This is a genomic window from Alteromonas sp. DYW1 (genome assembly GCF_059752595.1).
In genome coordinates this window covers 722,327-735,490 of the sequence record NZ_CM186038.1, presented here as the reverse complement: position 1 = coordinate 735,490, position 13,164 = coordinate 722,327, and the positions used below count along the sequence as shown (strand labels likewise).

Here is a 13,164-nt window from a genome sequence, read left to right as displayed (position 1 = left end):
GCGCGACTCTGGGTTACCGATCATTTGTTTTCCATTAACCAAGCGTAAAGTGTATTTTTTTTCACTCCGAAGTGATCAGCAACGATTGCTGCGGCCTTCTTCGGCGGTAATTCATTGCGCAAAGCTTGCAGCAATGTCAAAGCTTCAGGGGGAATATCTTCATGCGCGGCCTGAGACGGTGAAATCATGACTACAAACTCGCCTTTTTGGTGCTTTTCATCGGCCAACAACCACGCTTTTACGTCTTCTGGTGAACCACTGATATAACGTTCGAAAGCTTTGGTTAACTCTTTGGCTAGAACTACGGTTTGGCTAGGGTGAAGACACTCACAGCAGGCTTCTATGGTCGCTAAAATTCGGCGTGGCGCCTCGTAGCACACGGTCGTCATCGGTGCTGACGCTATCGCTTCTAAACGATTTTTTAACGCTTGCTGTTTCACGGGTAAAAACCCGATAAAGTGAAACTGATCAGTGGGTAGCCCTGCCGCACTCAGTGCGGTAATAGCGGCGCACGGGCCAGGCAGGGCAATCACGGGAAGACCATGAGCACGACAGTGCTGGACCATGACAAAACCGGGATCACTGATTAGCGGGGTGCCTGCATCCGATATCAACGCCACGCTTTGGCCATCTTTTAGGCGCTCACATAACATTTCCGCACGCTGCTGTTCATTGTGCTGATGCAATGAGATCAATTTGGCTTGGATAGAGAAATGCTCAAATAACCGCTTGCTGTGTCGGGTATCCTCTGCGGCAACCACATCAACACTAGACAATATTGCCACTGCTCGCAGCGTCATATCGGTTAGATTACCTATCGGTGTTGGTACAATATATAGCGTGCCGGGTTCAGCGCTTTGATTATTGAGCGCAGCAAAATTTTCAGTCAACTCATTCAGCGGTTGCATAAACTTTCAAATGGGTCCAATCGAGTAAGGCAGTAATTGTACCACGTGATTTGATTAAGCCTCTATTGGAAGTCCAATTGTCCTGTACTTTAGCCCGAATTCGTTCTGCGGTAGTGGTACATCGCAAATACCTAGTGTTACACTCTTAAGCCTGAACTTAATTATTGATCGGTATGCGAGCATTGAACCTTACGGCTAAGTCACACTATGGATTACATCAGATACTGCTAGTCGCACTAGTTCTTCTGGTATCTGGTTGTGGGTCAACCCCTAAGAATACGACCAGCAGACCAGCAGTCCCTGTCCCTAATCAAGCTGAGCAAGCCGAGCAAAATGATCCGTTATCACCTGTAGCATTGATTGAACTTGCGCGGCAGGCCGCTGAACTGGAGTCAACTGAATATGGACTCAACTCAACGGCAGTCGAGTACCTATTACAAGCCGCAGATATGTATGTCGATCAACAACAGTGTGAGCCAGCGCTAACGCTATTACAAGCGCTAAAACCTTCGATTAGCGTAAAGGAACAAGCCAAGTTTAACCTCATTCTAGCAGCCTGCGCTGGCCGCGACGGTTTATCGACAGAAACTCGCATAGATTTACTGCAAACGGTATCCAATGACCCCGCTGTGGTCGCTAAGCAACGTCGGCTATTAGCCCAAGTCTACGCGCAGGAAGGTCTATGGGTCGAGGCCGCCGCTGCATTAGCACGCCAGAGCAATATCTCAGAAGCAGACAATAAACAGATCTGGCAGTGGCTAAACCAAGTACCTGCGTCGCAACAATACCAATGGTTGAAGCAACAAACCGAACTTTCCCCTTGGTTAACGGTAGCGGCGATGCTACGGGAACATGGTGCCGACCCAGAGCGGCTATTTAATACCTTTCAACAATTTGTTATCAGTCATCCTGAACATCCAATTACCTTGTTTCCCCCTGCCGAACTGGTCAATGGTGTGCAAGTGCAGCCTGCTAAGATAAAGCAGGTAGCAGTGTTGTTACCCTTCAGTGGTCGTCTAGCAACTCAAGCGCAGGCAATTAAACAGGGCATTATTGCTGCGTATATTCAACATCAACAAACTGTGACTGCGGAAAATAGTCCCGTCAGCTTGCAGTTTATTGATTCAGAAACGCTAACTACTGACGTTATTGCCACGCAACTTCAAGATATAGACATTGTCATCGGCCCGCTATTGCGGGATGAAATTGTACGCATTGAACCACTCCTACCGGCTTCTACAACATTGCTAGCGCTCAATCGCGTAACCGACAATCTAGTTTTGGAGAACCCAGTCACTGCAACGCACAATGAACTCGATGGTAACGACGCTATAACTGCGAGCGAAATGGCTGCAGACCAGGCCATGCATGAGCGCTATTTCTTTGCTTTGGCGCCGGAGGATGAGGCCCGCCAATTGGCGCGTCAAATCTTCAACCAAGGATACCGAGCACCGGTGATGGTGCATTCACAAGACAATATTAATCAGCGAATGGCAAGTGCATTTTTAGCACAATGGCGAGAACTCAATCAGCGTGCAGACAACCAAGGCATTACTATTGTTAGTTATGACAGCATTAACAGTATGCGCGAAGGTATTGCAAGTGCCTTGGATGTTGCCCAGAGTAAAGCGCGGATCAGTCAACTAGAAAATATTTTAATCCCTGAACTGTACAATGTGCCACGCAACCGCCGCGATATTGATGCCATAATAGCTTTTTCTAGTCCGGATCAAACTGAACTTCTTAACCCCGTTATCGAAGCCAGCCTCAGCCCATTTACCGACAAAGATGTTCCCGTTTATGTCACCTCACGAAGTATTCGTTTTGATAGTAGTAAAAACCTACTGCGAGATTTACAAAACATTCACTTCATCGATATGCCCTGGATGATGCCGAGCCCTGAATGGCAGACATTGATAACAGAGTACGATACGCTCTACCCCAATCAGCGTGAATCATTAAAACGTTTGTTTGCCCTCGGCTACGATGCATTCCAGAAGATGCATGTTATGCGGCATATGGCAGTGATCCCGCAATTAAGTCAATACGGCCTTACTGGTCGGCTGCATTTGAATAGTGAAAAAGAAATTGTTCGGGAGTTACCGCTCGCGATTATTGATAATGAACAGGTTAGAGTGATTGCCAGCCCGAGGTAACCAAAATAAAGCGATTGGTGATATTGCTGAAAGTCGCGCATTGAAGTATTTGTTAGCGCACGGCTTAACGTTTGTAGCTCGTAACTATCGCTGTAAATGCGGCGAAATTGACTTAATTTTTCGGGAACAAGCAACCTGGGTATTTGTCGAAGTGAAGTTCCGCAGTGCCGACCAGTTTGGGCATCCAATTGAACAGCTCTCTCGGGTCAAACTGTGTCGGGTGGTTAATGCAGTACGCGTATTTTTATTGGATAATCACCTCAATGAATTTAATACTGCTATACGGATTGATTTAGTCGCGCTAACTGAAGACTCAATCCAATGGATTAAAAACGTAACGGGATAACAATGATAGAAAAAATCAAAGCGAATTTTACGGAAAGTGTACAAACCAAACTGTCCGCACTGGAAGTGCTTCCTGAGTCCATCGAAAAAGCAGCCACTATGATGACCCAGTGTTTAATCAATGGCAATAAGATCCTGAGCTGTGGCAATGGTGGTTCAGCCGGCGATGCGCAACACTTTTCCTCTGAATTACTCAATCGCTATGAACGGGAGCGACCCAGTTTGCCTGCGATTGCATTATCAACCGATACATCAACCTTAACCTCTATTGCCAACGATTACAGCTACGATGAAGTCTTTGCCAAGCAAGTCCGTGCACTTGGCCAACCCGGAGATATTCTTCTTGCGATATCGACCAGTGGCAATTCTCGCAACGTCATCAATGCCATGCAAGCCGCATTATCACGAGATATGACAATCGTAGCGCTGACCGGCAAAGACGGCGGTGAGATGGCGGGATTCTTTGGTCCCAATGATGTCGAGATCCGCGTACCATCATCGCGCACAGCGCGCATTCAAGAAGTGCATTTGTTAGTGATCCACAATTTGTGTGAATGCATTGACGATACTTTATTTCCTATTGCCGCGGATAGCTAAGCATGCGTAACATCAAAAAGGTTTCACTCTTGAGTGCGATTCTTGCCCTTTCGCTGGTGACGCAAAGTGGCTGTACCCTTTTAGCGGTTGGCGCAGCTGGAACCGTCGCCGCAGTTAGTGCAAATGACCGGCGCACCGTGGGTACTCAACTAGACGACACGACAATTCAAGGGCGTGTTGCTTTTCAGCTTGCCCAAGTAGAGGCCCTGCGCAATCAAGCCAATATTCAGGTTAATGTGTACAACTCGGTAGTGTTGTTAACTGGGCAAGCGCCCAGTGAAGCTTTGCGTCAGATGGCTATCAATGCAACCCAGAAAGTCGAAAATATCAGCAAGATCCACAATCAAATTAGAGTTGCGCAACCAATTGGCGCATCGACACAAGCCAATGATATTTGGTTAGCCAATAAGATCAGAGCCAAATTCATCACCGATGAGCGAGTGCCTACACTTAACGTTTCAGTAATAGCTGAAAATGGTGAGATTTTCTTGATGGGGCGACTATCGACACTGGAGGCCAACGCTGCTGTTGACATTGCTCGCAATGTCGAAGGCGTTAACAAGGTAATCCGTGCTTTTGATTTGAAATCCTAGATTACGCAAGAATCGACGGATTTGGCGCTACGCATTAATGACTTTACCTTGGCTGAGCACATCGAGCTTAGCCCTAAGATTGACAACCACGCGCTACCTGCGTTTGCTCATGCGATAAACGCGTTCGCGCGTCGTTGTCGTAAGCTTAACTCTTAGCGTTTATAGAGTGCTTCCAAGGTAACTGAAGCCAAAGCATGCGCGTTAACCATAAAGCCAGCGACAGCAGAGGATGCCCCTGCGGGGATATCTAATACGTCACTGAGCGCGAATACGGTAAATTGGTAGCGATGGGCAATGTGCCCTTCAGGCGGACAAGCACCGCCGAAACCAACCGTGCCATAATCATTAGTTTTCTGAAAACTCCCAGCAGGAATATTAGCAGAGTCGCTACTACCTGCGCCCGATGGTAGTTCAGTAACATCAGCCGGTATATTGATCAACTGCCAATGCCAAAAGCCACTACCCGTAGGCGCATCAGGATCATAACAAAACACGGCAAAGGCTTTGGTTCCATTGGGCGCTCCATCCCAGGCTAGATGGGGTGAAACATTCTCACCATCGCCACCAAACACATCGGCTTCGTGCTTTTTACTCATAAATTCGCCATGCGCGATATCATTGCTACGAATGGTCATCGCGCCAGGCATGATGGATTTCAGTAATGTTGTCATAATAGAGCCCTCTTATTTTTACTGCTGATACGTTCAGATACGGTAAAAGCGACCATTATTAATTGCCTTTTAACGCAGGCAAAAAACATCAGGAATTCAAATAAACAAAAAAATACCACAAAGTAATAAAATACCGACGTAAGGCAAAGGCGATTGATACCAACGCAAAGGTTTTCGCGAGTGCTCAATAGCCAGCTCAGGGTCTCCACTTTGCGCAGGGAAAAATGGCAACAGAACTAATACCATTAGAAAAATGCACCACACATATGCTGAACCACCAGAAAACAAGGCGCCGAGACATGATCCGATAAACCCGGCGACGAGTACTATTACCCATCAATGAATGCCTTTTATATTAATCTTCTATCGTTTGTTCGTTTAGCCAGTCGTTAAGCATAACCATATCCTTGTGCACGGCTTCTTGGAGCTCTTCCACCCAATCCTGAACATTTTGCCACCATGCAGGGTGATCACCCTGTTGGATTTGATTGGCAATACGCTGCACCCGCGCAAGTCCAACGGAACCAGCAGCCCCTTTAATTTTGTGTGCTTGAGCACAGACTTCGGACTTCTCGTCTGCACTCAGGCTCAACTGTAATATTTCCATGTACTCTGGCATCTTTTCTTGGAACACTTTTACGCTGGTACGCACCATGTCCTCACCTATGGTATCCACTAACATCTGGAGTAAATCCAGATCGAGCACATTGCCTAAATCCTTATTGGGTTTTGCTGTGGTATTGACTCGGTTCGCTGCGCCAGGAGAATAGTCAAACAAGGCGTTAAAGACTTCAATAACACGGCTCTTCTTCAATGGCTTTGCGATAATGTCATCCATGCCATTTTCTAAATACTCTTCTCGCTTTTTAATTACATTCGCGGTCAACGCAACGATGGGTGTTTGCATTACTAAGTCTTCTTCGTGCAGTGTTTTAGCGACTTCAAACCCATTCATGTCAGGCAATTGAATATCCAGCAAAATCAAGTCATAGGTATTTTCACGTGCCTTATCAATAGCTTCTTGGCCGGTCATTGCCACATCGACTTTTTGGCCTAATTTTTCCAGCAGTGCTTTGGCAACCATCACATTCAGCTCAATGTCTTCCACCAATAAAATGTGCAGATTATCAACTTTGAGCGATTCTAATTGCACAGGTTTAGTCGAAATAGCCACCGGTAATTCAACTTCAAAACAAGAACCTTGTCCCACTTCAGAATGCACGGTAATTTTACCATTCATCAAATCGACCATCTGTTTACAAATTGCCAAGCCTATACCCGTGCCGGTTGCAGTCTGGTGATCGGGATGGTCAACTTGATAATACATGGCGAAGATCTTATCGAGTTCCTCTTGTGGGATCCCTACCCCTGTATCCTCAATGACAAATTTAACCAAGGACACGCCCTGTTCGGGTAAGGTAGCCGACACCGTAAGTGCGACACGCCCACGTGGAGTGAATTTGACTGCATTAAACATAATGTTCCATAACACTTGGCGCAGTCGTGTACCGTCAACCTCAATGAGCGTAGGTAATGGTTCTTTGATTTCCCACACAAAATCGAGCCCCTTGTCCGCGGCCAATAGACGAATGATACTGCCAAGCTCATCGGTAAATTCGTGCAACGAAACCGTCTTTAGCGATAGTTCCAATTTATCACGATCAAGCCGGTCCAAATCGATAATATCGTTAAAAATATTTCCCAGCGTTATAGCACTGGCGTAGATTGTACTGACCCAGTTAAATTGCTCTTTACTTAGCTCTGTATCACGCAACATGCGACTTAAACCAACAATCCCGTTCAGTGGAGTACGTAGCTCATGACTGATCGTCGCGATAAAGCGGGTTTTATCTTTACTCGCTTTCGCGGCTTTACTCTCAGCTTGTTTGCGCTCCGTCATATCGCGGCCGAATGCTAACAGCCCCAAACGATTTCCTTCGTTGTCGAAAAATGGGACTTTACGCATTTCAAAATAACGATGACGACCATCGGCAAATCGCAACCAGAGTTCTTCTGTAATACTGGCGTTACTTTCTAATACCTCATGATCACTGGCAACTACCTGTTTCGCCAGATCCTCTTCATAGACATCATGCGGGGTTAAACCCAGCAATTCTTCTTGTGTCTTGCCGGTTAGCTGCTCTGCAACGCGGTTACACCCGGCAAATCGCCCCTCTTCATTGCGGTAGTAGATTAAATCAGGAGAAGCATCGATGATTGAGCGCAATAACGTCGATAAACGACGGGCTTGCAACTCTTGTTCAGACTTATCTTTAATTTCCTTTTCAAGCTCAACAAATACTGTTTCACGCTCAAGTTGAGCGGCTTTACGTTGCTCTATTTCATGATTTAGCTGACGAATATTGTTTTGTAATTCGCGATTAAGAAATACATCTTCTTCCCGCAATTTCTCCATCTGTTGAACCAAATCTTGTAAATCGGTTCTGGAGTGTTCCAAATGTTTCACTAGTTCACTGAAAAAATACAACACCCACGGCGCACTCAACATAGTCAGCACGATGGCACTGATGAAATCATCCGGTTCAATTGAGCTATTTAAACTGACACGAATAATGTATGAACCACCAATGGTAAAGACGAGACTGGCAAGGACAAACAGTATACTTAGCTTTATGGTACCGATACGTTCTACAAATTGTGCAAAACGAATCGCCCAGGAATCTTTTGAAGGTTGTTGTTGCATGTAAATGGTCGTATTGATTCAGCAATACATGCATGTTACCAGTATTAAGCCAAAGTGTTAGCCTCTGCTCGCCCCCTATTTTAGGTATTTTTGGCTCCCTCAACCACTTACCGTGTATTCAGTCGTCCATCCGAATATGTCGGCAGGCATGAAGGGGATAGGCGATTACGACGTAACCCCCTAACCACATAGTTATAATTGCTACAGTTCGAAGCGAGCGCTAGATGCATAGAAATGCAACAAAATCTCTACATTTTGAATATTTATGCTTACCATTACCTTCCAAGAGCACGCCGTTCAGGTTTGTAAACTGGATGTTAATACGCCGTAATTAGTACGAAATTAGAACCATAAAGGCGTAAATTAGTTGCATATGCAACTGTTATATAAATAAGTTAACTTGTTGTTTATATTAAAATTATATCCATTCGTCGCAAACTACAAGAAAGAACAAGGAATCTCCAATTGATTTTCCCGCTGGACACGGGTATTTTGTTCCATCCGCAATAAATAAAAATGAATAAAAATGCGGTTCAATAGGGCCTGTATCCTCACAAGTACAACGACAGTTATGCATTACACACACGCAGTTCAGACATAGCCGAAGGGTGGTCTATGTTAGGTCAGCGTGCATATTAACGTCTGCTAGATCTGCCCTCTTAACGTTGCAGTTAGCACGCTAAGAAAAGCAATAGGAGTTTTGGAATGAGTTTATATAATCCTGCTGACTCACGGGATAACTGTGGATTTGGCCTGATCGCCCATGTACAGGGCGAGGCTAGTCACCGTTTGATATCCACAGCTATTGAAGGGCTGGACCGCATGCAACATCGTGGTGGGATTGCTGCCGATGGTAAAACCGGAGATGGTTGCGGACTCTTATTACAAAAGCCCGACTCATTCTTTCAGGCCGTAGCCGATGACAATGGCTGGCGTTTAAGCAAGAAATACGGTGTCGGAACTATCTTTTTTAGCCAAAACGATGAGCGTCGCGAACGAGCTCGCGCGGTTATAGAACAAGAATTAACCAAAGAAACACTGGCTGTCGCTGGCTGGCGCCAGGTTCCCGTTGACCACAGCGTGTTGGGTGAGCTAGCAAAAACCGGTGTACCGCAAATTGAACAAGTGTTTGTTAACGCTCCCCCAGGCTGGCGTAAGAGAGATTTAGAACGGCGCTTGTTCATGATCCGGCGACGAGTAGAGAAGCAGTTGACGGATGATCCTGATTTTTATGTTGCCTGTTTATCTGCCTTAGTAACCATTTATAAAGGGCTTGTGATGCCCTGCGATTTGCCTAAATTCTATTTAGATCTGGCAGATCCTCGCATGGCAAGTGCGATCTGTGTATTCCACCAGCGCTTTTCAACAAATACCTTGCCCAAATGGCCATTGGCGCAACCCTTTAGATTTCTTGCCCATAATGGAGAAATTAATACCATAAAAGGCAACCGTGATTGGGCCATGGCACGGACCGCAAAGTTTGCCACGCCACTGATCCCAGATTTAAAAGATGCAGCCCCATTTGTGAATACCGAAGGTTCCGATTCGAGTTCGTTGGATAATATGTTGGAGCTGTTTCTCGCGGGCGGTATGGATCTATTCCGAGCGATGCGACTCCTGGTGCCTCCGGCCTACCAAAACAACAAAACCATGGATCCAGAATTACGTGCTTTTTATGAATTTAATTCTATGCACATGGAACCCTGGGATGGGCCTGCAGGTATTGTTCTGACCAATGGGCGTCACGTAGCCTGTAATTTGGATCGCAATGGTTTGCGTCCTGCACGTTATGTGATCACCGATGACGGGTTTATCACGCTCGCTTCAGAGGTCGGGATTTGGGACTATGCACCGGAATCAGTGCTCGAAAAAGGTCGAGTTGGTCCGGGTGAGATGCTGGCGGTAGATACTTATACCGGAAAAATCATGCGTTCTGCTGAAATTGATGATGATCTAAAGAGTCGTCATCCCTATCAAGAATGGTTAACTAAGCATATTCGCCGACTCACGCCGATTGAGCAGATGGACTCGGGGTTGATTGGTAAGCGTGTATTTGATGATGATGTCATTGCGACCTATCACAAGCTGTTTAATTACAGTTATGAAGAAATCCAGCAAATTATCAAAGTTTTAGCTAAAGATGGGCAAGAAGCGGTGGGGTCCATGGGGGATGACACCCCAATGGCGGTCATGTCATCGCGCCAACGCACTCTCTATGACTATTTTCGTCAGCAATTTGCCCAGGTGACCAATCCTCCGATTGATTCATTGCGCGAAAACCACGTTATGTCACTGGCCACCTGCATAGGACGCGAACAAAACGTATTCAGTGAAACCAGTGGTTATGCTGACCGAGTGCTATTTGAATCGCCAGTATTAATGTACACCGATTTAAAGCAGCTGAGAGAATTCAATCCGGATAACTATTATTCCGAAGTTGTCGACCTTAACTATGCCCCGGACGAAGGCCTCAAGAAAGCAATTGAACGTATTTGTGGCGAAGTTGAATACCTGGTGAAACAGAAGCACGCCGCTTTCGTGATTTTGTCAGACCGGCATATTAAGCCAAACCGCATTCCAATCCCGGCAGCCATGGCAGTAGGTGCAGTACATCAACGGTTGGTTGCGAAGCAGTTACGTTGCGACGCTAATATAGTGGTTGAGACCGGCAGCGTGCGCGACCCGCATCACTTTGCCGTATTAATTGGGTTAGGGGCGACAGCGATCTATCCATTCTTAGCCTATGAAACGATTGAACAAATGGCAGAGCATAAAGAATTCGATATTCCTGTGCTCGATGCGGTGTTGAACTATCGTAAGGGGATCAACAAAGGTCTCTACAAGATAATGTCAAAAATGGGGATCAGCACCATTGCCAGTTATCGCAGCGCCAAGTTATTCGAAGCTGTGGGTATTAATCGCAGTGTAATGGACTTATGTTTTAAAGGGGTTACCAGTCGCATCCAAGGGGCCAGCTTCGATGATTTCGAGCAAGACACCTTAAATCTCGCACGCGTTGCTTGGCTGAAGCGTAAAAAGCTAGCACATGGTGGGCTGCTGAAATATGTTCATGATGGTGAATATCATGCATACAATCCAGATGTTGTGCAGAGTTTACAAAAAGCCGTCAAAACAGGTTCATACGACGACTATAAAGTTTACGCCGACCTAGTAAATCACCGTGCCCCTGCCCATTTGCGCGACTTATTAGGTTTAACCAGTTCACTTGAGCCAATTGACATCGCTGAAGTAGAATCTGCCGAACATTTGTTCCCGCGTTTTGACAGTGCCGCCATGTCAATTGGTGCACTGAGCCCCGAGGCACATGAGGCGCTCGCGATAGCCATGAACCGACTAGGCGGCAATTCAAATTCAGGCGAAGGTGGTGAAGATCCCGCACGTTTCAACACTGAACGCAATTCTAAAATCAAACAAGTGGCTTCTGGTCGTTTTGGCGTAACCCCCCACTATTTGGTCAACGCTAATGTTATTCAGATCAAAGTAGCCCAAGGAGCTAAACCGGGCGAAGGCGGGCAGTTACCTGGTGATAAGGTCAATAAATACATCGCTGAGTTACGTTACTCGGTGCCCGGTGTAACCTTAATCTCACCACCACCGCATCACGATATCTATTCGATCGAAGATTTAGCCCAACTGATCTTTGATTTAAAACAAGTTAATCCAGCCGCGCTTATTTCGGTGAAACTGGTCTCGGAACCGGGCGTGGGCACCATTGCGACTGGGGTTGCCAAAGCGTATGCCGATTTGATCACGATTTCAGGTTATGACGGCGGTACCGGCGCAAGTCCGTTAACATCAGTAAAATATGCTGGCAGTCCATTTGAGCTGGGTTTGTCTGAAACGCAACAAGCCCTTGTGGAAAATGGCTTGCGGCACAAAGTGCGTGTGCAGACTGACGGTGGATTAAAAACCGGCCTTGACGTGGTTAAAGGTGCCATCTTAGGTGCTGAAAGCTTCGGTTTTGGTACCGGACCAATGGTTGCACTAGGCTGTAAATACTTACGTATCTGCCACCTAAATAACTGTGCAACTGGCGTTGCAACGCAAGATGAAAAACTGCGTGACAACTATTTTATCGGCCTGCCAGAGATGGTTATGAACTACTTTAAGTTCGTTGCTCAGGAAGTTCGCGAAATCCTTGCTTCACTTGGCGTGCGCCGCCTTGACGATGTGATCGGTAGAACCGAGTTTCTAAAAGTCTTAGATGGCCAAACTGCCAAGCAAACTAAGTTAGATCTGCAGCCATTATTGGACAAGCCAGCAGCCGGCGAACATACGCGCCTATTCTGCTCAGAAACCACCAATGCGCCGCTCGATAAAGGTCTTCTTAATCAGCAAATCATGCGCGACTGTGAAACAGCCATTGCGACTGGCAATGGCGTAAATCTAGAGTATGCCGTTCGCAATACCGATCGCAGTGTTGGCGCGACCTTGTCTGGCGCTATTGCTAAAGTACATGGTAACGAGGGGCTTGATGACAGTCCGATTAAGATCACCCTACGTGGTACTTCAGGCCAGAGTTTCGGGGTGTGGAATGCTGGCGGCGTACATCTGCATTTGATTGGCGACGCCAACGATTACGTGGGCAAAGGTATGGCCGGTGGTAAGATTGTTATTCATCCACCGCGTGGAATTCAGTTCAACCCGCATCACAGTGCCATCATGGGCAATACCTGTTTGTACGGTGCTACTGGCGGTAAGTTATTTGCAGCCGGACGTGCGGGTGAGCGATTTGCGGTACGTAATTCCGGTGCCATCGCAGTCGTGGAAGGGATAGGTGATAACGGCTGTGAGTATATGACGGGCGGGATCGTTGCTGTTCTTGGTAGTATTGGAGTTAACTTCGGTGCCGGTATGACCGGTGGCTTTGCTTATTTGTATGATGCTAATGATGATATTGCTGCACGCGTTAATCCAGAATTGGTAGAGATATTGCCAGTCGAACAAAAAGGTATATTAACTGAGCACTTACGTGGCTTGATTGATCAGCACTACGAGGAGACAGGCAGTGATCATGCGCTGCATTTACTGACCCATTTCAGCGATGAGGTCGCAAAGTTCCGACTCATCAAACCGAAAACCAGTGATGTGAAGAATCTACTAGGGCACATTAGCCGCTCTACGTCAGAACTTCAGTTGCAAGCGCAGTAGTGTGAGGAAGTATTAGTA

8 protein-coding genes are annotated in these 13,164 nt (G+C 46.5%); 5 read left to right on the top strand and 3 right to left on the bottom strand.

Annotated features, from left to right (window positions below; genetic code table 11):
* Window positions 1-20 precede the first annotated feature (20 nt).
* Window positions 21-908 (bottom strand): 16S rRNA (cytidine(1402)-2'-O)-methyltransferase, encoded by an 888-nt coding sequence (gene rsmI / locus AC121Z_RS03345; protein WP_498126659.1) that lies wholly within the window; start codon window positions 906-908, stop codon window positions 21-23.
* Window positions 909-1,081: 173 nt separating this feature from the next.
* Between rsmI and AC121Z_RS03340 the strand changes: the two genes are divergently transcribed.
* Genes AC121Z_RS03340 through AC121Z_RS03325 form a run of 4 tightly spaced genes read left to right on the top strand, consistent with a single transcriptional unit; the run spans window position 1,082 to window position 4,599 of the window.
* Window positions 1,082-3,064, top strand: coding sequence for a penicillin-binding protein activator (locus AC121Z_RS03340; protein WP_498126657.1), 1,983 nt, complete (start codon window positions 1,082-1,084; stop codon window positions 3,062-3,064).
* Entirely contained in the window at window positions 3,048-3,410 is a 363-nt protein-coding gene (locus tag AC121Z_RS03335; protein ID WP_498126655.1) for a YraN family protein, read from the top strand. The genes AC121Z_RS03340 and AC121Z_RS03335 overlap by 17 nt, the downstream gene beginning before the upstream one ends.
* A gap of 2 nt (window positions 3,411-3,412) precedes the next feature.
* Window positions 3,413-4,006 carry a phosphoheptose isomerase gene (locus AC121Z_RS03330; RefSeq protein ID WP_498126653.1) on the top strand — a complete coding sequence of 198 codons (594 nt, stop codon included), beginning with the start codon at window positions 3,413-3,415 and terminating at the stop codon, window positions 4,004-4,006.
* Between the two features lie 2 nt (window positions 4,007-4,008).
* The gene (locus tag AC121Z_RS03325) at window positions 4,009-4,599 is read left to right on the top strand and encodes a BON domain-containing protein (RefSeq protein ID WP_498126652.1); all 591 of its coding nucleotides are present in this window, start codon (window positions 4,009-4,011) and stop codon (window positions 4,597-4,599) included.
* 152 nt (window positions 4,600-4,751) lie between these two features.
* Here the strand turns inward: AC121Z_RS03325 and AC121Z_RS03320 are convergent, their stop codons facing one another.
* Both AC121Z_RS03320 and arcB read right to left on the bottom strand, forming a co-directional pair.
* On the bottom strand, window positions 4,752-5,270 hold the full coding sequence (locus AC121Z_RS03320; RefSeq protein WP_498126650.1) for a YbhB/YbcL family Raf kinase inhibitor-like protein: 519 nt from the start codon (window positions 5,268-5,270) through the stop codon (window positions 4,752-4,754).
* 355 nt (window positions 5,271-5,625) lie between these two features.
* Entirely contained in the window at window positions 5,626-7,974 is a 2,349-nt protein-coding gene (arcB, locus tag AC121Z_RS03315) for an aerobic respiration two-component sensor histidine kinase ArcB (protein WP_498126649.1), read from the bottom strand.
* A gap of 705 nt (window positions 7,975-8,679) precedes the next feature.
* Here arcB and gltB point away from each other — a divergent pair.
* The gene (gene gltB, locus AC121Z_RS03310; protein WP_498126648.1) at window positions 8,680-13,146 is read left to right on the top strand and encodes a glutamate synthase large subunit; all 4,467 of its coding nucleotides are present in this window, start codon (window positions 8,680-8,682) and stop codon (window positions 13,144-13,146) included.
* Window positions 13,147-13,164: the final 18 nt, after the last annotated feature.

What these genes read in the sequence shown, in the direction of transcription:
- AC121Z_RS03340 (WP_498126657.1), top strand. Translation starts at nt 1,082, where the DNA reads ATGCGAGCATTGAACCTTACGGCTAAGTCACACTATGGATTACATCAG.
- AC121Z_RS03325 (WP_498126652.1), top strand. Translation starts at nt 4,009, where the DNA reads ATGCGTAACATCAAAAAGGTTTCACTCTTGAGTGCGATTCTTGCCCTT.
- AC121Z_RS03330 (WP_498126653.1), top strand. Translation starts at nt 3,413, where the DNA reads ATGATAGAAAAAATCAAAGCGAATTTTACGGAAAGTGTACAAACCAAA.
- AC121Z_RS03320 (WP_498126650.1), bottom strand. Translation starts at nt 5,270, where the DNA reads ATGACAACATTACTGAAATCCATCATGCCTGGCGCGATGACCATTCGT.
- gltB (WP_498126648.1), top strand. Translation starts at nt 8,680, where the DNA reads ATGAGTTTATATAATCCTGCTGACTCACGGGATAACTGTGGATTTGGC.
- rsmI (WP_498126659.1), bottom strand. Translation starts at nt 908, where the DNA reads ATGCAACCGCTGAATGAGTTGACTGAAAATTTTGCTGCGCTCAATAAT.
- arcB (WP_498126649.1), bottom strand. Translation starts at nt 7,974, where the DNA reads ATGCAACAACAACCTTCAAAAGATTCCTGGGCGATTCGTTTTGCACAA.